The following is a 23547-nucleotide window of genomic DNA, read 5'->3' as shown; positions in this document are numbered from 1 at the left end:
CTCCTGCCGCCGACAGAGTCGGTACCTGTTCCTGACCGGGTCCTGTGGATCTCGGCCGCGAAGGAACCGTCACACTCCGATGAAGCTCACCACGACCGGCGCCCCGAACGCCTCCGAGTTCAAGGGTGCGATCTGCATGGGCCTGTCGGGGTCGTCACGCTCGATTCCCTGCGCTTGGTACCGCTGAGCGGCCGCGGCGGAGAAGCGGTCCCGATACGGCGATGCCAGTTCGGCCGGGTGCATCGGATACTCCCGCTCGACGACAACGACCTCTTCTACCGCCGTCAGCGCACACCGGAGACACAGCCTGCCTGCTGCTGGGTCACCACCGGGGTGGGCGGCGTTACGTAGTGCTGGCGCCGCCGTCGAAGCAAAAGCGCCGCTCCTGATCTCGGCGCCCCGCGTCACTCCGGGGACGGTGGTGCGAGTGCGCCCGCGTGCCCCCGGTGTGAGACTGCTGAACGACGACGGACGCCAGACGGCACGCGGTCTGAGGAGGCGAAACGGGGTGACGATGTCCGGTGCCGGTGACGAGCTGCTGCACCAGTTCCTCGCCGACTCGGCCAATCGGACCGTCGACCTCACCACCGCCATGGCCCGCTGCACCAAGGCTCTCGGGCTGCATCACTCGGTGGCCTACCTCGCCGACATCCAGCAACGTCACCTGGTCCCGCTCACCGATGTGACGGCGACACTGCCCATCGACGACTCCCTGGCCGGCTGGGCGTACCGCACCCAGTCCCTGCGGGTCGAGCCCGCGGAGTCCGGCGCGATGACGGCCTGGTTCCCCTTGCTGGACGGCGCCGAACGCCTGGGAGTCCTGGCCGTCCACGGCCCCTCTCTCACCGCCGCCTCCCTGAATCGCGGCAAGGCCCTGGCCACGCTCGTGGCGATGATGGTCACCTCCCGGCGAACCTTCAAGGACTCCTACGTCCAGCGCACCCGCACCGAACGCATGCAGCTGCCCTCCGAGATGCTGCGCGCCTTCCTGCCGCCCCGGACGATCGGCACCGCGCGCGTGGTCTCCACGGCCGTCCTCGAACCCGCCTACGAGATCGGTGGCGACGCCTTCGACCACGCCCTCACCGAGACGACCCTGCACGCCATCGTCCTCGACGCCATGGGACACAACCTCGCCTCCGGCCTGACCAGCGCCCTGTCCCTGGCGGCCTGCCGCAACGCCCGCCGGATCGGAGCCGAACTGCCGGAGCTGGCGCAGACCGTGGACGAGGCGCTCGCCCAATGGCTGCCCGACCAGTTCAGCACCGGCATCCTCGCCCAACTGGATCTCGCCTCGGGCGTGCTGCGGTGGTGCAACTGCGGCCACCCCGCCCCCCTGCTCATCCGGGACCAGCGGCTGGTGGAGAACGCCCTGGAGAGAGACGCCGACCCTCCGCTGGGACTGCCGTTCCTGCTGAGCGACCGCGGCCGCAGGATCCACGAGGTGACCCTGCGGCCGGGCGACCGGGTACTGCTCTACACCGACGGTGTCACCGAGGCCCGCACCCATGACGGGGAACTGTTCGGGCTCCAGCGGTTCGCCGACTACGTCATCCGCGCAACCGCCGCGGGAGAGCCCGCCCCGGAGAGCCTGCGGCGGCTGATCCACTCGATCCTGGACGTCGAGACCAGCCGGCTCCGGGACGACGCGACCATCATGATGGTGGAGTGGCAACCGCGTACCCAGTGACGCCCGAACGGGACGCGGACGCAGCCTCCTTGGCAGCCAGGGGACCGGACGATGGGTGCGTGCCGCCCCTCACGCCGGGGGCCGTCCCTGCCTTGGCGCGGCCCGTCTTCAGTACGGCCGGCTTGACGGGCGTGATCTCCACGCACGGAGGTCGAGGGTGACAGGCCTGAGTTGACTCAGGCACGTCCGGGCCCTCCCGCTGGTCCGGCGGCCTGACCGGCCGCGCCGTGGCCCTCTCCGCCGCCAGGTGATCCGGCGTCAGCCGTCCGGACTCGCGATGCGGGCCAGGACGATGCCGCCGACGATCAGGGTCAACGCGGTGATCCGCAGGAGGGTGACGGGGTCGCGGTTGATGACGATGCCGACGGTGATGGCGCCGACGGCTCCGATGCCGGCGAACACGGCGTAAGCGGTGCCGACGGGGACGGTGCGCATCGCGAGGGTGAGCAGGTAGACGGCGCCGGCCGCCAGGACGAAACAGATCACGGTGGGCAGGGGGCGGGTGAAGTTCTGGGTCGGTTTGATGCTCTGCGACCAGCCGATCTCCACCAGTCCGGCCAGGGCGAGGAAGACCCAGTTCATCCGGCCACCCGGGTGGCGAGGTCGCGGCCGAGGTCATGCGCTTCCTTCAGGGCTTCGGCGAGGGAGGCCTCGTGCTTGGCGCGGAGGTCGGCGAGGTGGGGATCGATGACAGAGTTGGCCAGTTCGGCGTGCAGGAACCGGATGTCGGTGATGGCGAAGTGTCCGGCGGCGAAGTCCTGCAGGTAGCGGGCCTGGTGGTCGAAGGCGGCCTTCGGCGCACCGGGCAGGTAGGAGCCGCCGCGTGCGCTGGCGACCACGATGGTCCGTCCGGTCAGGGACATCCGGGGGAAGGTGACCTGGTCGATCCACGCCTTCAGCGATGCGGGGACGGAGTAGTTGTACATCGGGGTGCCGATGAGGACGACGTCGGCCGCGACGAGTTCGTCCAGGAGCGGCTGCACCACCTCCCAGGCCGCCGCCTGCTCCGGAGTGCGCACGCCCTCGGTGAGGCGGTCGAGGGCGGTGATGCCGTCGGCGAGGAGGTTGTCGCATATGCCGGTCCACGCCTCGGTGATCGGCGGTACCGGGTCGGTGGCGAGGTCACGGTAGGTGACGGTTGCGCCGCTCTGGTGGCGCCAGGAGTCGGCGAAGGCGGCGCTGACCTCCCGGGAGATGGAGCGGCGTCGGGCACTGGCGTCGAGGTGGAGCAGGTGAGGCATGGTGTTCCTCTGGCTCTGACGGACGAAGGAAGTGGACGGTGCGACCGCTTCCGGGATCCGACCGTAACACGGGAAGCGGACCGTGCGTCCACTTGTTTGGTAGGGTGATGCCATGGACCGGGATGAGCCGAGAAATCCACTCGAGATGGCGGCCGAGCGCTCCGCCGCGCCTCGGGAGCGGGTCGATGCCGCACGAAATCGCGTGCGCGTCCTGGACGCGGCCGCGCGACTGTTCGCAGCCCACGGACCCGGCAACGTGAGCATGCAGGACATCGCCCGTGAGGCAGGCGTGGGTAAAGGCACCCTCTACCGGCGCTACCCGGACATCGCCTCCATCGCGGTGGCACTTCTGGACGAGCACGAGCGAGCGCTGCAGGAGAAGCTACTGCGGGGTGATCCGCCGCTGGGCCCCGGTGCGCCGCCCGCCGAGCGGCTGGCGGCGTTCTACGCGGCGATGATCGAACTCCTCGACCAGCACACGCACCTGGTCCTCGGAACGGAGACAGGACGGTCGCGGTTCGCCACGGGTGCCTACGGGTTCTGGCGCGTTCACGTCGGAATGCTGCTGGGCGAGGCGGGCATGGCCGACCGGGAGGCGATGGTGGATCTTCTGCTCGCCCCTCTCGCTCCGGAGGTCTTCCAGTTTCAGCGTGACCACCTCAAACTCGACCTCCGGCAGATCACCCGTGCCCTCACCGCCTTGGCACACGGCACCATCGGCTCGCCCACCTGAGCCCCGCGCTCGGCACTGGGGTGAGCAAGATTTTCCCAACCGGCACGTATTGATCAACGCGAAGACGGCCCTGGGAACCGGGCCTGTCAGAGCCGAACACCTCAAGCGGCACCTGCTGCACCAGGTCTCTACCTCGAACGCATCCGCGGCGACCGGGCACACGTGGGTCCGGACGGCCTCCCGCTACTGCGGTGCGATGGCTTTGAGCCAGTCCTCGACGGCGACGACATCTGCCCACTGCGGGAACAGCTTTTCGGTGAGCATCGTGTGCACCTCGGGGTCGGTGTCGAGGCAGGCATCCGCCAGGACGGTGAGGCCGAAGTCCAGGTCGATGGCGTGCCACAACGTGGACAGCACTACGGCGCTGGTGGCGATGCCGGTGAGGACAAGGCCGTCGATATCGCGAGCCCTGAGGACCAGGTCGAGGTCGCTGCCCGAGAACGCGCTCCCCCGCCTCTTGGTCACCACCACGTCGCCCGGCTGGGGCGTGACGTCGTCATGGATCTCGGTGCCAGGAGCCCCCTCGCGGAACAGGCCGGCCCGCAGGACGTTTGCCATCACCCTGTTGCGAGGGCTGACTTCCGGATCGCCCGGCCGTAACCCCATCACCACGTAGATCACTGGAATGCCGGCAGCCCGGGCACCGTCGATCGCCCTGCGCAGGCGCGGCAGATATCCGGAACCGTCGTCGGCGATGGCCACGACGTCCCGTTGGACGTCCATCACCAGAAGTGCGCTGTTCACCATGCTTGCCATCCCTTCTCCGTCGGGAAACACGCGCAAGTCTCGTGGATCAACCGAGCCGAGAGCGAATGAGTATCGTTCCGATTCAGAAGCGGATTCAGAAGCGACGAACCCACCGCACTTTCGAGCCTGCCCGCCGAAGACGCCGTGGGTTCCCGGTGAAAGCCCCTCAGTCACGCCGAACTCACGGCCGACGCGCCGGCAAGGACGCGGTCACGAACCGCCAACTGCCTTCGGCTGCCGCGGCGCAGCCGGTCAGCGCCTGTTGTCCGGGCGGTAGACGCTGAGGTCGCCGTAGGCCGAAAGAACCCCGGCCAGGTCACCGGGTTCGTGCCGCAGGGTGGTGTCGAGGAAGGCGAGAGTGGCCGCGGCGACGACGTGCACGCTGTCGGCGCGGCCGAGGGACCCGACTATGGAGGGCACCGGCGGCAGGTACAGGGGGCCGTCCATGAAAGTGAGGTGTGCGGCGCCGGGGATGGTGAGCCGGTAGCTCGTCGCGGTGCTGAGCCTGAGGACCTTGGTGAGGCGAGGTATGTAGCGCGTGTCGGTGTCTGGGCCGATGGCCTGGGTGAGCGCGAGCGCGGGCTGACGAAAGGGGCGCAGATTGGGGTCGCGGGGGTAGCCGTCCAGGTTGATGACGGCGTCGAACCGGCGGTCCTGGCGGGCTGCCTGCAGGGCGGCACCGCCTCCCAGGGAGTGGCCGGTGACCGCGACTCGGCTGGTGTCCAGACGTCCGGTCAGCGGGCCCGGACTCTCGCCTCGGTCCAGACGGCCCAGCCGAGTCAGGACGAAGCTGAGGTCGGCGGCCCGAACCCTTGTTGTCTCCATGGCCCGTTCATCGTCTTCGTCGTCGTCGCCGGTGGAGGCGATCTTGGTGTTGATCGTTCGGCCGTCCGCGAGGACGACGGCGGCGGAGTCGTAGGGGTGGTCGAGGCCGGCGACCACATAGCCGTGACTGGCCAGTTCCTCCGCCCAAGCGGTGTTCTGGGTGCGCACTCCCCCCAGCCCCGGGGAGAACAGTACGACCGGGAACCGTCCGCCCTTGTCGGCCACCGGGGCGTTGAAGACCGCGTGGGTGTGGGCACGCGGGACGCCGTCGAGCAGGAAGGCGGGCAGGCCGGAATAGCGCGCGAGGGCATCGGCGACTGTCCGCGCCTCGTGCTCCGTGCGTCCGAGGTACTGGGCCCGCTGCGCGCCCGCGGGGCTGTGCTGCGCCGGGTACCAGAGCTGGACGACGACCGTGCGCCGGTCGTGCGGGTCGGCGGTCGCGGTCTCGGGGCGGTGCGGGTCGGTCCACTGCATCACCCGGGTGCCGACCGCGAAGTGGCCTGACGGCTCGGGGAACACGGGTACGGGGAAGGCCCAGGCGGCCGCCGGGCCCGCGGCGATCAGGCTGGTACAGGCCACCGATCCCGGCAAGGCCAGCCACCACCGGGCCCGCCGAGCCGGACGGCCGCTACGTCGTCGCAGCAGAGGAGAGACGGCGAAGGGCAAAGCAAAAGCCGCCCCCGCCAGTACCGGCAGCATCTGCCAGCGGACCCCCGCCACGCTCAGCGCAGCCGCGGACAGCACGAGAACCGCTCCAGCCGCGATCGTGACGCGTGGGCGGACGGCGGCGGGAAGCCAGCGCGCCATCACCAGCGTGAGGGCACCCAGTACGGCAAGGCTCTCCAAGGGGGACATGTGCAGTCCCGTGATGATCTCGTTCACCCGGTCATCGTCGGCGCGCGACCCCCGCTGCCACATCGCTCCCGGGTCGCCATCGCGTGCAACCGCGGTCGCAATCAGGCACACGTCCGCCGTGCGACCGGAGTCGCAGTCGAGCACGCCGGCTGAAAGGCCATAGTGCGACTCCGGGAGGTGGCGGGACTCCTCCTACGGTCGTATCCGGGCACGGTGCCATCAGACGGTGGGCTCATGTGTTCCGCGGGACCGCGGGCCTACCGTGGGCCGTGACGAGGCCGCAGTGCACGCGGGGGCACGCCCGGCTTCGCTCCCCGTACCCGCCCCGGCTCGGGCTGCACGGGGAGGTGGCCCCGACCGGAGCCCCCTGATGCCGAACCGACGGGAAGGCGCGATGACCGAGGCGGCCGGAGAGTCCCGCAGCGCCCACCCGGTGGGTCACCGAGGCCGGGTGCGGCCGACGAGGTACGCCGACCGTGCCTCCGCATGTGCTGCGCGCCTGATGAGTGCCGCCCAGCACTGGGGTTCCCGGCTGCCGCCCATGGTGTGGGACTCGCTCCTGCCGACCTTGCTCCTCGTCAACGTCATGACCACGCGCCTGCCCCAAGAGCTGCCTTGGGCCGTGCCCCTCACCGCCGCACTCGCGCTGCCCCTGGTGTGGCGGCGCCGGGCCCCGCTGACGGTGTTCGGCGCGGTCGCGGTCGCGGCCTTCGTCCAGTGGTGGATGGACATCCAACTGTTCGCGGACATCGCCTTGCTGGTGGCGCTCTACACGGTGGCGGCGAACTCCGGTCGGCGCGGCACCATCGTCGCCGCCGCCATCGTCCAGGCAGGGGTTGTGCTGGCCTGTCTGCGCTGGGCGGCGGAGGGCGCCTTTCCGACCACGTTCGTCGCGGCGACCGCGATGGTCGTCGCCGCCGCCGTCCTGGGGGTGAACGCGCGGACCAAGGGCGCCTACCTCGCGGCCCTGGAGGAACGGGCAGCGCGCCTGGAGCAGGAACAGGAACAGCAGGCGCGGCTGGCTGTCGCCGAGGAAAGGACACGTATCACTCGCGAGATGCATGACATCGTCACCCACAACCTGTCCGTCATGGTCGCGCTCACCGACGCCGCCGTCTACGCGCAGCACCGGTCGCCCGACAAGGCGACCACCGTGATGCTCCAGATCTCCGAGACGGGCAGGCAGGCGCTGACCGACATGCGGCGCGCCCTGGGCGTCCTGCGGACCGACGAACCGGACGCGCAACGCCACCCGCTGCCCGGCATCGCACAACTGCGCGCCCTCGCCGACCAGATGTGTGTCGCCGGGCTGCCGACCCGACTCGAGATCCAGGGCGCTCACACCCACCTTCCCGCTACCGCACAACTGACCGTCTACCGCCTGGTGCAGGAAGCCTTGACCAACACCCTCAAGCACACACACCCCGGCACACACGCCGTGGTCCGGGTGCGGTGCTCGACCGAGAGCGTGACAGTGGACGTCACCGACAGCGGCCCCCGTCCGCCCCTCCCCGCCGCCACACCGTCCGGCCACGGCATCCCGGGCATGCGCGAGCGCGCGGCCGCCTACGGGGGCACCTTGCGGGCCGGCCCGCTCCCGGGAGGCGGCTGGAGAGTCCACACGCGCCTCGACCTCGCCGGCAGCGGAGAGGTGTCCGCATGACGATCCGCGTCCTCGTCGCCGACGACGAAGCGCTGCTGCGCATGGCCTTCAGCACGGTCCTGGAGGCCCAGTCCGACATGTCCCCGGTCGGCGAAGCCGCAGACGGCATGGAGGCCGTACGCCTCGCCCGGGAACTGCGCCCCGATGTCGTCCTCATGGACGTCCGGATGCCCAACATCGACGGGATCGAGGCGACCCGACAGGTCATCCGGGTCTCCCCGCGGAGCAGAGTGCTGATCCTCACCACCTTCGACCTCGACGCATACGCCTTCGCCGGGCTGAGGGCCGGAGCCTCGGGCTTCCTGCTGAAGAACACCAGGCCCGAGGAACTGCTCACGGCGATACGCAGCGTGGCCGCGGGCGACGCGGTGGTCTCCCCGCGGATCACCCGCCGCCTGCTGGAGAACCTCCGCCCGCACATCCCCGACGGCAGCCACGCCGACCGCGACGAGCGGCTGAGACGGCTCAGCATCCGCGAGCGCGAGGTACTGGTCCAGGTGGGCCGCGGCCTGACCAACGCCGAGATCGCGGCTGCCCTGTCCCTCGCGGAGGCGACCGTGAAGTCCCACCTGGGGCGGGTCCTGCAGAAGCTCGAACTCCGCGACCGGGTACAGGCCGTGATCTTCGCGTACGAGAGCCGCCTCGTCCACCTGACATGACACCGCCGCGCCGCCCGGAGCGCGACCCCGAAGTCACCGGTCGGCAGGGCGGCGTGCCGGTGGACCGCACGGCATGATCGTCGAAGAACGTTGTGCGGTGTGGCGGTCAGGTGCCGGCCTGGAGGCGCAGGCCCGCGAGGGTCAGGTCCAGGGCGGCGAGGAACTGGTCACGGTCCTCGTGCCCGGCGAACTCGTCGGCGATCTGGTGCACGAACGGGAACTCCGTGGCGTCGAGTGAGCGCCACGTCTCGGCGAAGCGGTCGAGGAAGGCATCGCGGTCGACGGCGCCGTCGAGTATTTCCTGGGGGATCTCGACGCCGAGGTCGGTCGCCGTGCCGACGACGACGCCCGTGATCGCCGACACGGCGTGGAACCGCTGGCGAGGAGTGAGGTCCAGGCGGAGGGTCTGCTGGCCGAGCTTCTCGTACAGGCGCAGTGAGTTGCCCTGGACGTCGGTGTTGCGCATGAAGTAGGCCGACAGCCACGGCCGGTCCACGATCGCGTCGAAGAGCGTGATGGCCATGGCGCGCAGGTCGGCGATGGGGTCGTCGCTGTCGCGCTGTTCTTCGAGGGTCGCGAGGACTGTGCCGATCACGTGGTCGGTGGCACGGTCGAGCAGTTCGTCCTTGTTGGCGACGTACCAGTAGATGGTGCCGACGCCCGTGCCGAGGCGGGCGGCCAGGGCGCGGAACGTCAGCGCGGATCCGCCGGCCTCGTCGAGCAGGGCCACGGCCGCGGCGAGGACGGCGTCCATGGAATGCGAAGCGCGCCTGCGTCCTCTGGTGGCGCCTTCGGCGGAGCGGGTTCGCGGGGGCGTCATGACATCCATCCAATCACAGCTTGCCACTGCATCGAACGCTGTTCTACTCTCGAACGACGTTCCATCATCGAACATCGTTCGTTCATCGAACAGCGTTCCCTAATCGCGCGTCGCCCCTCACCGGCGACGTTCAGGAAGGAGGCAGGCCATGACCACGACGACACAGCCCGCCATATCCCGCACCTATCCGTCCCTGCGCGCGGCGTGGATTCCGCTCGCCGCACTCTGCCTGGCCTTCTTCGTCGAGATGGTCGACAACACACTGCTGTCGATCGCGCTGCCCACGATCGGCCGCGACCTCGGCAGCGGCACGACCGCCCTGCAATGGGTCACCGGTGCCTACTCACTGACCTTCGGCGGCCTGCTGCTGACAGCCGGCTCCACGGCCGACCGCTTCGGACGCCGCCGTGTGCTGCTCATCGGCCTCGCCGTGTTCGGACTGCTGAGCCTGTGCGTGGTCGCCGTCCACTCCGCCGGGCAGCTCATCGCCCTGCGGGCGGGGCTGGGCATCGCCGCCGCGGCCATGGCGCCCATCACCAACTCGCTCGTCTTCCGGCTCTTCGACGACCATGCGCTGCGCATGCGCGCGATGACCCTGATGATCATCGTCGGCATGTCCGGCTTCGTCCTCGGCCCGCTGCTGGGCGGCACCGCACTCACCCACGTCAGCTGGCAGTGGCTCCTGCTCGTCAACGCGCCGATCGCGCTGATCGCGACCATCGGCGTACGGCTCGGCGTGGCGCCCGACCGGCCCGACGACCTGACCAAGGACCCGCTCGACCTGCCGGGCGCCGCCCTGAGCGTGCTGACCATCGGCCTCGCCTGCTACGCGCTGACCAGCGGGGTCGAGCACGGCTGGCTCTCCGCGACCACGATCGTGTCGATCGCCGGTGCCCTGGCCGCGGGCATCGCGTTCGGGTGGCACGAACGCCGGAGCAAGGCACCCATGCTGGACCTGAAGATCTTCTCCACCGGTACCGTCCGCGGCGCGGCCATCGCTCAGACCGGTACGTCCATCGCGATGGCCGGCGTGATGTTCGGCCTCATCCTCCACTTCCAGTACGCCTACGGCTGGAGTCCCGTGCGGGCGGGCCTGGCGAACCTGCCGATCATCCTGACCATGATCATCGCCACTCCCCTGTCCGAATGGCTCGCCAAGAGGTTCGGCCACCGGATCGCCTGCCTGGTCGGCGCGGCCTGCCTCGCCGGCGCGCTCGCCGGTCTCGCCTGGGGCGTGCAGCACGGATACGCCGCCATCGCCGTCTGCATGGTCGTGATGACCATCGGACTGCGCACCGTCATGACGATCTGCGCCGTCGCCCTCGTCGAGGCGATGCCGGAGAACCGCACCTCCATGGGCACGGCCCTCAACGACACCGCCCAGGAGGTCGGCACCAGCGTCGGCACCGCGGTGGTCGGCACCATGATCGCCGCGCTGGTCACCACCCGGCTGCCCGCCGGTGTCTGGGACAGCACCCTCGTGCAGTCCTTCTTCCACGGCGAGCGGATCACCTACGCCGTCCTGGCAGTGATCGTCGGCGTGATCGCGGCAGGCGGCGCCCTCACCCTCACCGACTCCCACTCCGTCGACGAGCACGGCGAACAGGGCGAACACGGCGGGCACGGCGGGCACGGCGGGCAACCCTCGGCGCAGCCTTCAAGCGCGGCGTGACGCGTTCGCCGGGCAGCGGGGCAGCGGGGCAGGCGGACAGTCGGGCAGCGTGGCAGCCGGGTAGGCCATGCTCAGCCTGTGCACGCCGTCACCCGCCGGTGTGGGCCTCGGTGATCGCCAGTGCCGCTGCCATGACGCTCACCTGCGGATTGACTTGCGGGCAGCTCGGGAGCACCGAGGCGTCGGCGATGAGGACGCCGTGCACTCCCCGCAGACGGCCTTTCGGGTCGGCCGGGGACTGCTGCGGGTCCGCGCCGGCGGCGATGGTGCCGGTGGGGTGGTAGGCGGTCAGGTGGAGTTGGCGGGCGCTGGTGGCGGCGAGGACGGCTTCCAGGTCCGCGAGAGTGCGCACGCGGGGTGTGGCGGGGATGCCGGTGAGTACCTCCTCGGCGCCGGCGGCGAACAGCAGCTTGCCCATGGCGTGGACGGCGTGCATCAGCCGGCCGGCGTCGCGGGGGTCGAGGTCGTAGCGGAGCAAGGTGTGGTTGCGGCCGAGGACGCGGCCGGAGGGGCGGTCGGCGATCATCGCGCCGAGGGTGGCGAGCCGGTCGGCGTCCTCGAGTTCGCGGCGTAGTTCGGTGCCGAGGCCGGGGAGGACGAAGGAGCCCATGCCGGGTGGGGTGGCGGTGGCTTCGATGAGGACGCCCTGCGGGTGGTGCTCTTCGACGGCGACGCTCTGCAGGACCCCTTTCCATGCGGTGACCGGTTCGGGGAAGCGTCCGGCGAGGCTGGTTGCCGGGTGGACGCTGAGGTTGCGTCCCAGACGGGGGTGGCGGCCCAGGCCGGAGCGGCGCAGGAGCTGGGGAGATTGCAGGGAGCCTGCGGCGACGACGATCAGCGGGGCGAGGATCTCGAAGCCTCCGCCTCCGTCCCCGCGCACCCGTACGCCCGCGGCGCGCGGGCCGCCGGGCCGGTCCCTGTCGATGAGGATGCGTTCGGCGCGGGCGCCGGTGACGATGCGTGCTCCCGCGCTGCAGGCGTCGGGCAGGACGGAGAGCTGGACGCTCTGCTTGGCGCCGGTGGGGCAGCCCACCACGCACTGGCAGGAGCCCTGGCAGCCGGGCGCGTTGCGGCGCAGGGGTGCGGCGCGCCAGTTGAGGGCGCGGGCTCCGGCGAGGGCGAGTCGGCCGTTGTCGCCGAGGACGTCGAGGGGCTGGGTGGCCACGCCGAGGGTGCGTTCGGCCTCGTCGAGGTGGCGGTCGAAGTCGTCGGCGAGGGTGAAGCCGAAGTCGTTGCTCCAGCGGTCCAGGACATGGTCGGGGGTGCGGTAGCAGGTCCCGGAGTTGACGACGGTGGTGCCTCCGACGGCGCGGCCCACCGGCAGCAGCAGGGGCGGGTTCCCGACGGCGATGGTGGCTCCGCCGTCGCGGTAGAGGTCGGTGAAGCGGTCCAAGGGCGGGCGGCGGCCGAAGGAGGCGGTGGTGTGGTGGTGGCCTTCTTCGAGCACGATCACGTCGAGGCCGGCGCGGGCCAGGGTGCGGGCGGCGGCCGCCCCGCCCGCACCCGAGCCGATGACCACCGCGTCGGCGGTCGAACGGGCGGGCCAGTGGGCTGCGGGAGTCAGGTGCAGGGGAGGATCGTCGCGGATGAGTGCGCGGGAGGTCGGCCGCTCGTGCTGGAGCATGCGCTCGGTGCCGGCCGCCATGAGGACGGGGACCTTCAGCACGTCCAGGAGTGATCGGAGAGTGGAGTGGGCGGCCAGTTGCGCCAGCACCGAGTCCGTCTCCGGTCCGGTCAGTGCGTTCAGGGCGCGGCCGGTGCGTGCGAGGGCGTAGGCGTTGACCGCGTGCGCGGCCGTGCGGACAGCGGTACGGGCGGGGAACGGCAGGGCGGCGAGGGTGGTCTCCAGCCGGGCGGGGACGCGGCTGGTCCATACGGCGTCCCGGTCGTCGGCGAGCAGGGCGGTGGCGAGGCCGGTGAGGCTCATCGGGTGCCCACCTCCGCGTGGGCGGTCGCGTCCAAGGTCCACACGGTGTCCCGGTCGTCGGCAAGGAAGGCTGCGGCGAGGCCGGTGAGGCTCATCGGGTGCCCACCTCCGCGTGGGCGGTCGCGTCCAGGATCCACTCGGCTTCGGTGCGCCAACCGCCGAACCACCACCGCTGGAGCATGACGTGCGCATCCGCGCGTTCGCTGTTGCGGCAGGTCGCGTGCCGGCCGTCGGGGTCGGTGTAGTCGAGGGTGAGGGTGCGGTCGGCGGCCTGAGTGACCTGGACGTGGATGCGGCGCAGACCACTGCGGCCGACGACGGTCCAGGTGGGCAGGGCGACGTCGGCACGGAAGCGTCCCAGGCCGACGAAGCCGACCGCACTCCGTTCTGCGCGGCGCGGCCAGGTGCGGCCCTTGTGGCGCAGCCGCAGGAACACCAGGGGCGGCAGCCGGCGCAGGCCGGGGCGCATGGAGACGGCGGCGACGATCTCCAGAACGTCGCCGTGGCCGAGGTCGGCGTGCAGCCAGGCCCAGCGGCGGGCGTTGCCGTGGCCGTAGATGCGCGCGGACGCACCCGGGGCGCCTCGCAGTGTGAGGGTCTCGCCGTCGTGGGTGAAGGTCCCGTCGTAGGTGGCGCGTGCGGCGGGGAGCATGTGGGCGGCCGGCAGCAGGGGTCGGCGCCAGGCCCAACGGGGGAAGGTGAACAGCGGGCGGTCGGTGGCGTGTTCGGTGAGGTCCCAGTGCAGAGCACCGCCGTCCGCCGACCCGACCAGGCGACCGGGTCGTACGTCGATGCCGTCGGCGCTGAAGCCTGTCGTCCCCGGGTTCCAGCGGCTGGGGCCGAAACGGGCGTGCCGCACCGGTCCGTCCGTGGGGAAGACCGCGGCCCAACCGTGGGCGTAGGGCTCGGATCCGTCGTCGGGGGCGGTCAGTTCGTGGTGCAGCCACAGTCCGGCGCCGGTGGCCGGGTCGGTGAGGGTGGTGTACCAGACCTCGGTGCGTCCCGCCTCACCTCGCCAGCGCGGTCGCAGCAGTGCGGCGGGGTCTTCCCGGACAGGGAAGCGGAACCCGGCGAGGAAGGGGACGAGCCCGGTGGCGAGGGGGAAGCGCAAGGTGCCGGCGCCGATCCGCGCGCCGTCCTCGAGGAGGGTGAACGGCAGGACGGTCATGGAGGACACCGGGCGGCGGGCGGTGATGGACTTCCAGCCGTCCAGGGTGAGCCGGCGGCCGTCCGCGGTGAAGCGCAGCCGGTAGCGGATGCGCCGGCGGGCGAGCGGCGAGATCTCCAACTCGCCCTGCACTTCGGGGTCGTCGGCCCAGCCTGCGATGCGTATCCGTCCGCCGGCGCGGGCCTCGGTCGTACCGAAGGGCTGGAGGAGACGGTCGGCTGAGACGGTCAGGTCCAGGCGCGTTCGGCGGGTACGGTCGTCCCCGTCGAGACGCAGGGTGCCGAGCATCGTCTCGCTGAAGCTGGTCCCGCGGGCGGTGGAGCCCTTGGCGGCTGCCGGGTGCGAGGTGCCTGCGAGGCTCATGCGAGGCCCTCCAGCATGAGCCGTTCGGTGACGGTCAGGTAGTGTTCGGCGGCCTGCCGGGCGGCGGCCGTGTCACCGGCCGACACTGCCTCGATGATGGGTTCCAACCGCTCGCGGGCCGCCTGCGGGTCGGTGAACGGGGCCTTCAGCGCGGCGCGCACCGGGAGGTAGGCGTTGAAGAGGGTGTTGGTCAGCAGTACGTAGACGCGGTTCCCGGTGGCGCGGGCCAGAGCGCGGTGGACCTCGATGTCCGCCAACTGCACCGCGTCCGCGTCCACCGCCGCGCCCACGACCGCCAACCGGTCCTTGAGTTCCCGGCGTTGGCTGTCCGTCGCCCGCAGGGCCGCGCGTTCCGCGATCAGGGCGCCGATGCTGTGCCGCACCTCGAAGATCTCGCCGATCCAGTCGGGGCTGTGTCGCACCAGCATGGGCAGCAGATCGGCCCCGCCCAGGCGCAGGTAGTCCCTCACCCGAGTACCCACCCCGTGCCGGGTCTCCAGCAACCCCGCCTGCGTCAGGCGGCCGAAGGCGTGCTTGAGGGTGGTACGGGTGACTCCGTATCCGTCGGCGAGGGTGCGCTCCGGCGGCAGATAACTGCCGGCCGGATGCCGTCCGTTGAGGATGTCCTCCCTCAAACGGCCTTCCAGGACGTCCACGATGGTCTCTCGGGGCAGTGCCTCCACGCGTCCTCCCAGTGGCTCAGTGGATGAGCCACTGAACCAGTGCGGGGCGGCGGCGTCAAGGGGGTGGCGCGGACGGTCCGACGCCGCGGCTGATGACCCGGGACGGGGGCGGGCAGCGGGCGGGGGCGCTTGGCGGTGTGTGGCCGGCGGTGGGAGCGGTCCTCACGCTTCCGCCGGTGCGATGGGCCGCTCACGGCGTGTACCGGCTCGTGGCGGAGAACCGTGGGCGCCTGCCCGAGGGGGGACATCTGTCTGCGCGGTGCCTGAGAAGCGGACGTGCCCCTTTTGGAGTCTGATCGGTCGGGCCGCGAGGCAGCGGGGTGGGGTCTGTTGCACCTCACCCCGCCGCTGGTCGGCCAGGCCACCGTCACAGAAGCTTGGCGCGCCGATCAACGTGGCCCACGTCAAGGAGTCGAGTCCCTACTGCGGCTGGTGGGGGTCGGCGTACGGGCCGGATGGTGGGTGTACCGAGCGATCGCTTGCTGCAGTTCGACGCGTTCGGCATCCGCCAGGTCGCCTCCTTGCACGAACTCCATCACGTGCTCGGCAACAACGCGCAGCTTGGTGTTGGTGCGCTGGGAGACATCCCGTAGGGCGCGCCAGGCCTCTTCCGGCGGCATCTGCCCCAGGACAACCACCGCTCCGATGGCCTGGTCGACGATCGCGTGCGAGGTGACCGCCTGCCCCAGCTGCTGGCATTCGACGCTCAGGCGGTCGTTCTCCATCACCAGATCACTGTGGGAGTGCAGGGTCAGCTGGTGTATTCGGGAGAGGGCGAAGAAGGCCATGAGGTACCTGTCGTGCGTCGGTGCGGGAGTTCGGTCGTGCTGGTACCCATGCATCCGCCTCAAATGCGAGGTCGAGCCCACGAACCACCAGGAAGAACCTCACCGTCAGCACCCAGCGGTGCGCTGACCGGACCGTGATCACCGCAGCAGGAGACACCGTTTCCCACACCTGCTTCACACTCCACCGGACCGCCCTCGCTGTCCGCCCGGCGGCACAGCGAGGATGGACCAGTGCCGCGTGTGCTGCTGCGGTTCACACTCCCGCGTCCGGCGTCCAGATGATCGACGCTGCCCCCTGCCTCCTCGGCGCCCCTCGACTCCCCTCAGGATCGAGATCACGAACTACGACTGGGGTACGAGGCGGGCCATACCAACGAGGAGCGCTCGCAACGGCCAGGTCCTGCCCTTCCTGCCCGCACCCGGCCGCCCCCTCCAGGGCGGTGCCAAACTGGATAGCGTGACGCAAAACGCTGACAAACTGGACAGGCGGTTGGAGCAGGCCATCCGGGGCCTGCTGGAGCGCCGTGCCGAGACCGCCTCGATCTGCCCGTCCGAAGCCGCGCGCGAGGTGTACGAGGGCGACGACGACGGCTGGCGGTCGCTGATGGGACCGGCGCGCCGGGCGGCCTGGCGCCTGGCTGCGGCCGGCGAAGTCGAGGTCACCCAGGGCGGGCGGCCCGTCAAGGAGAGCGAGGCACACGGCCCCTTGCGCATTCGCCGCGCCCTCCGATAGCGGTGAATCTGCTCTCCGTTCTCCCGGACGCGGCTGCGGCCGCGTGTGATTTTCGGGAACTTGGCCGGAGCGGCGAGCGTCGGTACAGGCGCAACAGATCCGGCACACGCGTCAATTCTCAGGAAAGCGGAACTCGAATTCAGGGCGGTCCCACGGCACGGCCGGTGGGTTCGCGAACACGGTCCCGGTGCGTACCGCGCCAACGCGGTGATAGAAGCCCTCAGCCGGAACGTGCGACACCACCCTGAGACGGTCGAGCCCGGCGGCGCGGGCTTCGGACCGCATGTGCGCGATGAGCAGCCGTCCGATACCCCGGCCTTGCGCTTCGTCCGCGACGAACAGCAGGTCAAGCTCCGGAGGAGCGAGGACGAGAGAGTAGAACCCGAGGATCCTGCCCTGGTACTCCTCGGCGCCGACGGCAACGAACGTGCGATGGGCCTCGATGTAATCAGCGCCGACCCGGTAGCCGGCGACCGCGGCCGCGTACTTACCCTCGTAGGCGCTTGAACCACGCACGAGCCTCGTGAGCCGCTTGGCATCCCGCGCGACAGCCCTCCGAACCGTGACCGGCTGACTGATCGGGGAGGTGCGTGAACTCATCCGGAGAGTATTTCGCATCGAGCAGCGTCTTCGCGCGGCGGGGCCGCTGCCCATGCAGGCGATCCCGGCCCGCTCCGGGGAACGGAACAGCAGGAGTGTCAGCACACGGCAAGCCGGGGGCTCCGCCTCTGCGTCTTTAAGAAGCTCAGGATCTGACTCGCTGGCACAGCTTTTGGTATCGGCGGTATCGTCGATACCATGCCGCAACCGAAAGCCATGAGCCTGCGCTTCCCAGACCCGGCTCAGCACGCCGCGATCGAGGCCGCCGCAAAGCAAGCGGGCGTCAGCCTGCAGGAATACATCCTGTCCGCCGCCTACGACCGCGCCACCGCCGTGGAGAACGCCTTCCTCGACGCCTTCCGCGCCTCGATGGCCCACAGTCAAGCCGCGTTCGCCGAAGAGGCCAGCACGGTCGACCCCAGTGCCCAGCAGCGCGCCGCGGAGCTCCAGGCCCGCCATGAGCTCGACGCGCGCAAGCCGGGCCGGGGCCACGCCGCGTGACCCAGCACGAAACGCCGCACCCTCTCGATGTGGCCTTCCTGCTCCACGCCGCCGAGCTGCTGCCTGGTGATCCGCAGGTCGACGACTACGGCCCCCTGTACGCGGCCGCCGCCCGGGTCAACGCACGCGCCCTGGAGCACGACGTGTACGGCTCCATCCACCTCAGAGCCGCAGCACTCCTCCAGACCCTGGTACGCCTGCCCTGCCTGGAACACAGCAACGAAGCCTTCGCCTGGCACGCAACCGAGGCCTACCTGGCACTCAACGGGCACCGGCTCGACTACGCGCCCAAGGAAGCGGTGGCCCTGGTGCGGGATGCGGCGTCCGGGGCGACCGGGGTCGGCCTCATCGGCCGCCAGCTGCGCGCCTGGAGCGCCTTCTGACCTGCCGCCCGCAGCGGCGCACGGGATGGGGGGCAAGGTTGCGGGCAGCCACATCGGCTGGGGTTGCATGTCGCAGACCGTGTCTTCAGATCCCGCCCTGTCCAGCGGGCCCGGGACGACTCATCGCGCCAACCGGCCCCGTCCCAGGTGAACTACCTTGCAGTTGACCCGAACCCGGCCCCGGTGAGTCTGGCTCCAGTGTCCGATTGGTCCGCCCAGGCTCTGCGCGTCCGGACACAGCAACGACGGCATGGTCGCAAGGGGGCATGGGGCGGACGCGGCTGGCGTCGGGTGAAAACGCCACCGCATATGATCAGTTGATGAGTGCCCAGGTCGTACTTCAGGTGGCCGCGTCGCCGGTCTCTCCCGCTCTCGTTCTTCGCCCCTGGCGCTTGGAGGACGTTGCCGCGTTGGTCGAGGTGAGCCGGGATCCCGCACTGCGCCAGTGGGCGAACCCTGTCCTGGACAACGACGCCGACGGGGCACGCTGGGTGCAGGCTCAGCAGCAGGGCTGGGCAGCGGGGAACCGGTTCGGCTTCGCCGTCTTTGAGGAACAACCCGGCTCAGCGCGCGAGCAGTTGGTGGGCAACGTGGTCCTCAAGGAAGTCGTCTCCGGCAAACCGGCGGCCGAAGTGGGCTACTGGACCGCGGCACACGCTCGCGGGCGAGGAGTGGCCTCCCGCGCTCTGGAGGCACTCACCGGCTGGGCCTTCGAGACCTTCCAAGCGGACGGGCTGGAGCGTCTCGAACTCCTGCACCAGGTGGACAACCTGGCATCGTGCCGGGTTGCACAGAAGAGCCGCTACGACTTCGACACCATCCTGCCCGCGGCACCGCCCTCCTTCCCCCGCGATGGCCACCTGCACATCCGGCGAGCGGGTGCCTGAGAGCCTCACGGCTGCCGCGGATCGGCTGAGGCTGCTCACGCCGAGAGGGTCTCGGGGCGTTCGACGAGGTGGCCGCGTTCGAAGCGGGCCCCGGCACGGACCAGAGCGAGGAGGTGGGGTGCGTTCACAGCACACCAGCGGGCGTGGGCTGGCTCTACCAGCTTGAGGGAGTCTTTGCCTCCTCCAGGTGTATACGCAGGTGAATGCCGTCGGCCCAGCACCGCTCACCGCTCAATGCACGCCGGCAACCGGCTGAGCTGTCGCCCCCGCTGGGCACGGGCCCGAACCCTACGGCGGGAGCGGATGCCGGTCCGGATCTCCGCAGGGCTGGCGCACCCCAGACCGGGTATGCGGCACTGCATGCTGGCCATCGTGTAGCGGTCCTATGACACCGCGACAACCGTATGGGCGTTCACGCTGTCGCTACTGGTGGTGCTGATCGTGGGCTGGTTGCTTCGGCGTCGCAGGTAGGTCTTGGCCACCGGATACACGGCGGTGAACCTCGTCGGTCTCCAGCAGCACCGGCACGACACGTCTGGCCGCTCGGGAGCGGTTGACCGAAGAGAGGTCTCACATGGGCATCAGCTCACGTCGCCGCACTGAGGCTCTCTCAGTGGCCCGATTCTTCTCAGCCCGCTCAGCCCGCTCAGCCCGCTCAGCGCTGAGCGGCACCTCTACCGTCGGGTAGGACGCGCCGCGAGAAGGTCTGCCTCAGGATGCCTTCTGTTCGGCGGCCTTCTTGGTCTCGGTGGCCACGCGTGACCCTCGGAAGAGCACCGGGAGCCACAGAAGACAGGCCAGCAGCGGGACTGCTGCATACGCGGCCATGCCCATACTGGAGCCCATCCTGTCCATGAGCGCGCCGAGGACGAGATAGCCGATGCCGATGAGCGCCGACTCCACGAAGGCGATCATCGACAGCAGGCTCGCCCGGTGACGCGACGGCACGGCCTCGTTGAAGACGTTGTCCACGAGCACGGCGGTGATCTCGGGAATCCCGACCAGGACCAGGAACGCGGCGATGGTGACCCAGACAAGGCCGAGGCCGCTGAGGCCGAGCGCCACGGCGAGCGTCAGGAGAGACGCCGGGACGATGACCCGGTACCCGATGCGCGCGTCCGCGCGGTCCGACAGCAGGGGAGTGAGTCCGCCGACGAAGAATCCCGCCGATATGACCACGCTGACCAACGCGGTGCCCGCTCCCTGATCGGAGAGGGTCTTCTGCGTGAAGATGATGTACGGCGTCAACGTCGCATGCATCAGGCCCGACACCACGGCAAGGGTCACCAGCGCCGGCGTGGCGATCCGAAGCAGCGCCCGCCATGCTGTGGCGTCGCCGTGCTCCTTCTCGGTTCCACCCTCCTCGTCCACCGCGTCCGCGCCGCGGATCTCGGGCACCCCGGCCATCAGCACCACCACGGCCAGGACGAGGCAGGCCGACGAACCGACGTAGACAACTCCCCAGGAGAACTGCTGCAGTTGGCCGCCGAGGGCGATGGCCACTCCCGAGGTGACCGTCCCGAGCATGGTGAAGCGGGACCTGACCTTGACGTAGTCGGCCGTCGCGCCACGGCGCACGAGCAGGTCGTACAGCAGGGCGGTGTCCGAGCCGGACACGCATGCCATGCCGACGCCCTGGCCGATGAACAGGGTCAGGAACACCCAGTAGTTGGAAGAGGTCACCTGACCGAGCAGACAGCCGGCCATCAGCACCTGGCCGATCACGATGCTGGCACGCCTGCCGATGCGGTCGGCGATGACTCCGGTCGGCAACTCCGCAACTCCGCTGACCAGGTAGATCAGTGTCTGGAGGAGGGCCACTTGCCCGGCGGAGAAGCCGCGCTGATAGAGGAAGAGGACGAATACGCCACGTTGGAACAGTGAGTTGGCGAGCACGGCGTATACGTAGAACGGGCGTGTGACGCTGCGTGCCGCATCGTCGACCGCAGCCCCGCCGAGGGCCTCCGTGGTGCCGGGCATGCTGCGGGCTCCCCCTGGTAACTCCGGTGAGGTCCTCGTCCTCAGCGACCGACCAGGAACCTACAGGCGTACCTCACGCAGGCATGGGGCCGACCCCGGAAAACACACGCGGGAGTGCACCTCGTCAGCGGGTGACGGCTGCGGAGACGTCCGGGTGGATGGTGAAGACCTGGTCCAGGCCGACGATGCGCAGGATACGGGCGGTGTTGGCGGGGACGGCGGCCAGAGCTATGTCGCCGCCCTCTTCGATGGCCTGGCTTCTGGCCATGAGCAGCGTGCTGATCCCGCTGGAGTCGCAGAAGGTCAGGTCCGCCAGATCCATCACCAGCAGTTGCCCGGTGGTCAGGGTGAGGCCTTCCATGACCCGGCGCAGTTCGGGCGCCGTCGCGTGGTCAAGATCGCCGGCGATCTCCAGGACGGGACCGGTTGCGGCGTCTCGGACGGTGATCGTCAGTGGGGTCATGTCAGGTCTTCGCTCGCGGTGGTGGGAACGGATGCGGGCACACTGACGGCGAGCAACGCGGTGTCGTCGTCGAGACCGTCACCGAAGGAGGCGACCAGTCCGGCGAGGGCGGTGATCAATGCCTGCGCGCCTGCCGGGGGCTGGGCGGCGGCGAAGGCACACAGGGCGTCCTCACCGTAGAGCTCACGGCCGGGTCCGGTGCGGGCCTCGGTCAGGCCGTCGGTGTACAGCAGCAGGGTGTCACCGGGCAGCAGCGTGGTGTGGGCCGCTGCGAAGGGGGCGTCGGGCAGGACGCCGACAAGCAGCCCACCGGGGGTGGGGAGGTAGTCGGCGCTGCCGTCAGCGCGCTGGATCAGTGCCGAGGGGTGTCCGCCGGAGGCCAGGCGCACGCTGACATGGCCGTCGTCGGGTTCGAGGACACCGAATATGGCGGTGCAGTAGCGGGTGTCGCCGCTTGCGTACCGTTCGTGCAGCACGGTGTTCAGGGTGGTGAGCACGGTGACGGGGTCGGCATCGTGCAGGGCAGCGGCCCGCAGGGTGTAGCGGGTCAGCGAGGTCATTGCCGCAGCCTGGGGGCCCTTGCCGCACACGTCGCCGAGGAAGAAGGCCCAGCGACCGGGGCCCAGGGGGAACAGGTCGTAGAAATCTCCGCCCAGCAGGTCGGGAGAGGCCGTGTGGTAGTACGAGCCGGCTTCCAGGCCCGGGACTGCCGGCAGTTCGGCGGGCAGCAGACTCTGCTGGAGGACGGCGAGAGCCTCCTGGAGCCGCTGGCGGTCGGCCTCGGACTGCCGACGTGCTTCCTCGGCCGCGCGGCGGCCGCGCAGCAGCTCGGCCTCGTAGGCGCGGCGGTCGCGGGCGTCGAAGACGGTCGTGCGGATCAGCAGGGGGTCGCCGTCGTCGCTGCTCTTCACCTTCGAGCTGACCAGTACCGGCATCCGGCCGCCGGAGGCCTTGATCTCCATGGCGATGCCGCTGACCTCGCCCTTCATCTGCAGCAGCGGCGCGAAATGTGTCTCGTGGTACAGCTTTCCGCCCACGGTGAGCAGGTCGGTGAACCGCATCCGACCCACCACCTGGGCCCGGTCCAGGCCCAGCCACTCCAGCAACGTGGCGTTGATCTTCGCGATGGTGCCGTCCATCAACGTCGACAGGTAGCCGCAGGGTGCCTGCTCGTACAGTTCCTCGGCGCTGTCCTCCAGCAGGGAGGTGAACGCCGCGTTCGTGGCGTCCACGTCCTGCTCCCCGTCCGGACCGGGCCCCTGGTCGGTGCGGCACATCACCGCGCCGCTCCCATGAAGCCGATGATCGCTTCGGCGGTGGCCTGCGGGGCGCTCAGCTGCGGGCAGTGCCCCGTCGCCTCCAACGTGACCAGGTGGCTGCCGGGGATCGCGTCGTGGACGTAGGCGCCGACCTCACGGGGCGCGATCACGTCCTGGCGGCACTCCAATACCAGCGTCGGCACCGTGACCGTCGCGAGATCCTTACGGCTGTCGGACAGGAACGTGGTGCGGGCGAAGACGCGGGCCATGTCCGGGTCGGTCGCGCAGAACGAGGCGGCCAGCTCCTGCCCGAGTTCCGGCCTGTCCGCATTGCCCATGATGACCGGGGCCATGGCCGCCGACCAGCCGAGATAGTTCGACTCCAAGGACTCCAGCAGCTCGTCGATGTCCTCGGCGCTGAACCCGCCTCGGTAATCCTCGTCGTCGATGTAGCAGGGCGAGGGGGCCACCATCACCAGGCGGGAGATGCGGTCCGACGCCTTCGCGGCCGCGAGCACCCCCACCATCGCGCTGACCGAGTGCCCCACGAACGTCACGTCCCGCAGGTCCAGCTCCTCACAGACCTCCAGCACATCGAGCGCGTAGCCCTCCAGGGAGCTGTAGCGCTGCTCGTCCCAGGCCGAGGGGTCCGCCTGGCCCGAGCCGACGTAGTCGAAGGCCACCAGCCGGAAGTTTTTCTCCAGCGCGGGAGCCATCAGACGCCACATGTTCTGGTCGCAGCCGAACCCGTGAGCCAGCAAGAGCACCGCCCCGTCCGCAGACCCGCTGACAGTGACGTTGTTCCTGCGTCGGATATCCATACTCATCAGTCTCCCACTGCTCTTCATCATCAGGAGCAGGGGCCCGACACCCGTCGACCTCGACAGGTACACCCGGCGGACCACAA

At 70.2% G+C, this 23547-nt stretch carries 23 protein-coding genes and 2 pseudogenes; 9 read left to right on the top strand and 16 right to left on the bottom strand.

The window, feature by feature from the left end; genetic code table 11:
* Positions 1 to 87: 87 nt before the first annotated feature.
* Positions 88 to 258: pseudogene (locus ACZ56U_RS05170) on the bottom strand (nitroreductase); the annotation flags it as partial.
* 256 nt (positions 259 to 514) lie between these two features.
* On the opposite strand from ACZ56U_RS05170, the gene ACZ56U_RS05165 reads away from it, so the two are divergent.
* Positions 515 to 1690, top strand: a complete 1176-nt coding sequence (locus tag ACZ56U_RS05165; RefSeq protein WP_469082850.1) for a PP2C family protein-serine/threonine phosphatase — start codon at positions 515 to 517, stop codon at positions 1688 to 1690.
* A 258-nt stretch (positions 1691 to 1948) separates the two neighbouring features.
* Here ACZ56U_RS05165 and ACZ56U_RS05160 read toward each other — a convergent pair whose 3' ends face one another.
* Together ACZ56U_RS05160 and ACZ56U_RS05155 are read right to left on the bottom strand one after the other, a co-directional pair.
* Positions 1949 to 2272: a DMT family transporter gene (locus tag ACZ56U_RS05160; protein ID WP_469082657.1), complete on the bottom strand. Its 324-nt coding sequence runs from the start codon at positions 2270 to 2272 to the stop codon at positions 1949 to 1951.
* Positions 2269 to 2931, bottom strand: coding sequence for an FMN-dependent NADH-azoreductase (locus tag ACZ56U_RS05155; RefSeq protein WP_469082656.1), 663 nt, complete (start codon positions 2929 to 2931; stop codon positions 2269 to 2271). Before ACZ56U_RS05155 ends, ACZ56U_RS05160 begins: the two co-directional genes overlap by 4 nt.
* A gap of 112 nt (positions 2932 to 3043) precedes the next feature.
* On the opposite strand from ACZ56U_RS05155, the gene ACZ56U_RS05150 reads away from it, so the two are divergent.
* On the top strand, positions 3044 to 3664 hold the full coding sequence (locus ACZ56U_RS05150; RefSeq protein WP_469082655.1) for a TetR/AcrR family transcriptional regulator: 621 nt from the start codon (positions 3044 to 3046) through the stop codon (positions 3662 to 3664).
* A gap of 183 nt (positions 3665 to 3847) precedes the next feature.
* Here the strand turns inward: ACZ56U_RS05150 and ACZ56U_RS05145 are convergent, their stop codons facing one another.
* Together ACZ56U_RS05145 and ACZ56U_RS05140 are read right to left on the bottom strand one after the other, a co-directional pair.
* On the bottom strand, positions 3848 to 4411 hold the full coding sequence (locus ACZ56U_RS05145; RefSeq protein WP_469082849.1) for a cysteine hydrolase family protein: 564 nt from the start codon (positions 4409 to 4411) through the stop codon (positions 3848 to 3850).
* 252 nt (positions 4412 to 4663) lie between these two features.
* Positions 4664 to 6154: an alpha/beta hydrolase family protein gene (locus tag ACZ56U_RS05140; protein WP_469082654.1), complete on the bottom strand. Its 1491-nt coding sequence runs from the start codon at positions 6152 to 6154 to the stop codon at positions 4664 to 4666.
* 439 nt (positions 6155 to 6593) lie between these two features.
* Here ACZ56U_RS05140 and ACZ56U_RS05135 point away from each other — a divergent pair, with 439 nt between their 5' ends.
* Together ACZ56U_RS05135 and ACZ56U_RS05130 are read left to right on the top strand one after the other, a co-directional pair.
* Entirely contained in the window at positions 6594 to 7754 is a 1161-nt protein-coding gene (locus ACZ56U_RS05135; protein ID WP_469082653.1) for a sensor histidine kinase, read from the top strand.
* Complete coding sequence (locus ACZ56U_RS05130) at positions 7751 to 8413, top strand: response regulator (protein WP_469082652.1); 663 nt, start codon at positions 7751 to 7753, stop codon at positions 8411 to 8413. The genes ACZ56U_RS05135 and ACZ56U_RS05130 overlap by 4 nt, the downstream gene beginning before the upstream one ends.
* A gap of 106 nt (positions 8414 to 8519) precedes the next feature.
* Here ACZ56U_RS05130 and ACZ56U_RS05125 read toward each other — a convergent pair whose 3' ends face one another.
* Positions 8520 to 9167, bottom strand: a complete 648-nt coding sequence (locus ACZ56U_RS05125; protein WP_469082651.1) for a TetR/AcrR family transcriptional regulator — start codon at positions 9165 to 9167, stop codon at positions 8520 to 8522.
* A 214-nt stretch (positions 9168 to 9381) separates the two neighbouring features.
* On the opposite strand from ACZ56U_RS05125, the gene ACZ56U_RS05120 reads away from it, so the two are divergent.
* Positions 9382 to 10905: an MFS transporter gene (locus ACZ56U_RS05120; RefSeq protein WP_469082650.1), complete on the top strand. Its 1524-nt coding sequence runs from the start codon at positions 9382 to 9384 to the stop codon at positions 10903 to 10905.
* A gap of 88 nt (positions 10906 to 10993) precedes the next feature.
* On the opposite strand, the gene ACZ56U_RS05115 is transcribed toward ACZ56U_RS05120, so the two are convergent.
* From ACZ56U_RS05115 to ACZ56U_RS05100, 4 genes are all read right to left on the bottom strand, one after another.
* On the bottom strand, positions 10994 to 12832 hold the full coding sequence (locus tag ACZ56U_RS05115) for a GMC family oxidoreductase N-terminal domain-containing protein (protein ID WP_469082649.1): 1839 nt from the start codon (positions 12830 to 12832) through the stop codon (positions 10994 to 10996).
* Positions 12833 to 12923: 91 nt separating this feature from the next.
* Complete coding sequence (locus tag ACZ56U_RS05110; RefSeq protein ID WP_469082648.1) at positions 12924 to 14363, bottom strand: hypothetical protein; 1440 nt, start codon at positions 14361 to 14363, stop codon at positions 12924 to 12926.
* Complete coding sequence (locus tag ACZ56U_RS05105; RefSeq protein ID WP_469082647.1) at positions 14360 to 15046, bottom strand: FadR/GntR family transcriptional regulator; 687 nt, start codon at positions 15044 to 15046, stop codon at positions 14360 to 14362. Before ACZ56U_RS05105 ends, ACZ56U_RS05110 begins: the two co-directional genes overlap by 4 nt.
* A gap of 404 nt (positions 15047 to 15450) precedes the next feature.
* Positions 15451 to 15834, bottom strand: coding sequence for an ANTAR domain-containing protein (locus ACZ56U_RS05100; RefSeq protein WP_469082646.1), 384 nt, complete (start codon positions 15832 to 15834; stop codon positions 15451 to 15453).
* 457 nt (positions 15835 to 16291) lie between these two features.
* On the opposite strand from ACZ56U_RS05100, the gene ACZ56U_RS05095 reads away from it, so the two are divergent.
* The gene (locus tag ACZ56U_RS05095) at positions 16292 to 16567 is read left to right on the top strand and encodes a DUF3253 domain-containing protein (protein WP_469082645.1); all 276 of its coding nucleotides are present in this window, start codon (positions 16292 to 16294) and stop codon (positions 16565 to 16567) included.
* Positions 16568 to 16678: 111 nt separating this feature from the next.
* Here the strand turns inward: ACZ56U_RS05095 and ACZ56U_RS05090 are convergent, their stop codons facing one another.
* Positions 16679 to 17167 (bottom strand): GNAT family N-acetyltransferase, encoded by a 489-nt coding sequence (locus tag ACZ56U_RS05090; protein ID WP_469082644.1) that lies wholly within the window; start codon positions 17165 to 17167, stop codon positions 16679 to 16681.
* A gap of 198 nt (positions 17168 to 17365) precedes the next feature.
* Between ACZ56U_RS05090 and ACZ56U_RS05085 the strand changes: the two genes are divergently transcribed.
* The 3 genes from ACZ56U_RS05085 (at position 17366) to ACZ56U_RS05075 (ending at position 18938) form a co-directional block, all read left to right on the top strand.
* Positions 17366 to 17668 (top strand): hypothetical protein, encoded by a 303-nt coding sequence (locus ACZ56U_RS05085; RefSeq protein ID WP_469082643.1) that lies wholly within the window; start codon positions 17366 to 17368, stop codon positions 17666 to 17668.
* Positions 17665 to 18051 carry a fic family toxin-antitoxin system, toxin component gene (locus ACZ56U_RS05080; RefSeq protein ID WP_469082642.1) on the top strand — a complete coding sequence of 129 codons (387 nt, stop codon included), beginning with the start codon at positions 17665 to 17667 and terminating at the stop codon, positions 18049 to 18051. The genes ACZ56U_RS05085 and ACZ56U_RS05080 overlap by 4 nt, the downstream gene beginning before the upstream one ends.
* A 320-nt stretch (positions 18052 to 18371) precedes the next feature.
* Entirely contained in the window at positions 18372 to 18938 is a 567-nt protein-coding gene (locus tag ACZ56U_RS05075) for a GNAT family N-acetyltransferase (RefSeq protein ID WP_469082641.1), read from the top strand.
* A 35-nt stretch (positions 18939 to 18973) separates the two neighbouring features.
* On the opposite strand, the pseudogene ACZ56U_RS05070 reads toward ACZ56U_RS05075, so the two are convergent.
* The 5 genes and pseudogenes from ACZ56U_RS05070 to ACZ56U_RS05050 form a co-directional block, all read right to left on the bottom strand.
* Positions 18974 to 19102 (bottom strand): annotated as a pseudogene (locus ACZ56U_RS05070) (IS256 family transposase); the annotation flags it as partial.
* 547 nt (positions 19103 to 19649) lie between these two features.
* Positions 19650 to 20918 carry an MFS transporter gene (locus tag ACZ56U_RS05065; protein ID WP_469082640.1) on the bottom strand — a complete coding sequence of 423 codons (1269 nt, stop codon included), beginning with the start codon at positions 20916 to 20918 and terminating at the stop codon, positions 19650 to 19652.
* Positions 20919 to 21042: 124 nt separating this feature from the next.
* Positions 21043 to 21381: an STAS domain-containing protein gene (locus tag ACZ56U_RS05060; RefSeq protein WP_469082639.1), complete on the bottom strand. Its 339-nt coding sequence runs from the start codon at positions 21379 to 21381 to the stop codon at positions 21043 to 21045.
* Entirely contained in the window at positions 21378 to 22658 is a 1281-nt protein-coding gene (locus ACZ56U_RS05055; RefSeq protein ID WP_469082638.1) for a SpoIIE family protein phosphatase, read from the bottom strand. The genes ACZ56U_RS05060 and ACZ56U_RS05055 overlap by 4 nt, the downstream gene beginning before the upstream one ends.
* A complete protein-coding gene (locus ACZ56U_RS05050) occupies positions 22658 to 23461 on the bottom strand; it encodes an alpha/beta fold hydrolase (protein WP_469082848.1) in 804 nt (267 codons plus the stop codon). The genes ACZ56U_RS05055 and ACZ56U_RS05050 overlap by 1 nt, the downstream gene beginning before the upstream one ends.
* Between the last annotated feature and the right edge of the window lie 86 nt (positions 23462 to 23547).

The sequence above is a fragment of the Streptomyces sp. NPDC034103 genome, from assembly GCF_055575395.1.
The sequence above is the reverse complement of the archived record's forward strand: the minus strand, read 5'-3'. Positions and strand labels throughout refer to the sequence as shown.

Bases quoted from the DNA above. Each gene is read 5' to 3' on its own strand.
- ACZ56U_RS05150 (WP_469082655.1), top strand. From the start codon at position 3,044: ATGGACCGGGATGAGCCGAGAAATCCACTCGAGATGGCGGCCGAGCGC.
- ACZ56U_RS05135 (WP_469082653.1), top strand. From the start codon at position 6,594: ATGAGTGCCGCCCAGCACTGGGGTTCCCGGCTGCCGCCCATGGTGTGG.
- ACZ56U_RS05130 (WP_469082652.1), top strand. From the start codon at position 7,751: ATGACGATCCGCGTCCTCGTCGCCGACGACGAAGCGCTGCTGCGCATG.
- ACZ56U_RS05050 (WP_469082848.1), bottom strand. From the start codon at position 23,461: ATGGATATCCGACGCAGGAACAACGTCACTGTCAGCGGGTCTGCGGAC.
- ACZ56U_RS05145 (WP_469082849.1), bottom strand. From the start codon at position 4,411: ATGGTGAACAGCGCACTTCTGGTGATGGACGTCCAACGGGACGTCGTG.
- ACZ56U_RS05115 (WP_469082649.1), bottom strand. From the start codon at position 12,832: ATGAGCCTCACCGGCCTCGCCACCGCCCTGCTCGCCGACGACCGGGAC.
- ACZ56U_RS05110 (WP_469082648.1), bottom strand. From the start codon at position 14,363: ATGAGCCTCGCAGGCACCTCGCACCCGGCAGCCGCCAAGGGCTCCACC.
- ACZ56U_RS05100 (WP_469082646.1), bottom strand. From the start codon at position 15,834: ATGGCCTTCTTCGCCCTCTCCCGAATACACCAGCTGACCCTGCACTCC.
- ACZ56U_RS05165 (WP_469082850.1), top strand. From the start codon at position 515: ATGTCCGGTGCCGGTGACGAGCTGCTGCACCAGTTCCTCGCCGACTCG.
- ACZ56U_RS05065 (WP_469082640.1), bottom strand. From the start codon at position 20,918: ATGCCCGGCACCACGGAGGCCCTCGGCGGGGCTGCGGTCGACGATGCG.
- ACZ56U_RS05120 (WP_469082650.1), top strand. From the start codon at position 9,382: ATGACCACGACGACACAGCCCGCCATATCCCGCACCTATCCGTCCCTG.
- ACZ56U_RS05075 (WP_469082641.1), top strand. From the start codon at position 18,372: ATGAGTGCCCAGGTCGTACTTCAGGTGGCCGCGTCGCCGGTCTCTCCC.
- ACZ56U_RS05090 (WP_469082644.1), bottom strand. From the start codon at position 17,167: ATGAGTTCACGCACCTCCCCGATCAGTCAGCCGGTCACGGTTCGGAGG.
- ACZ56U_RS05160 (WP_469082657.1), bottom strand. From the start codon at position 2,272: ATGAACTGGGTCTTCCTCGCCCTGGCCGGACTGGTGGAGATCGGCTGG.
- ACZ56U_RS05085 (WP_469082643.1), top strand. From the start codon at position 17,366: ATGCCGCAACCGAAAGCCATGAGCCTGCGCTTCCCAGACCCGGCTCAG.
- ACZ56U_RS05155 (WP_469082656.1), bottom strand. From the start codon at position 2,931: ATGCCTCACCTGCTCCACCTCGACGCCAGTGCCCGACGCCGCTCCATC.
- ACZ56U_RS05140 (WP_469082654.1), bottom strand. From the start codon at position 6,154: ATGTGGCAGCGGGGGTCGCGCGCCGACGATGACCGGGTGAACGAGATC.
- ACZ56U_RS05055 (WP_469082638.1), bottom strand. From the start codon at position 22,658: ATGTGCCGCACCGACCAGGGGCCCGGTCCGGACGGGGAGCAGGACGTG.
- ACZ56U_RS05060 (WP_469082639.1), bottom strand. From the start codon at position 21,381: ATGACCCCACTGACGATCACCGTCCGAGACGCCGCAACCGGTCCCGTC.
- ACZ56U_RS05125 (WP_469082651.1), bottom strand. From the start codon at position 9,167: ATGGACGCCGTCCTCGCCGCGGCCGTGGCCCTGCTCGACGAGGCCGGC.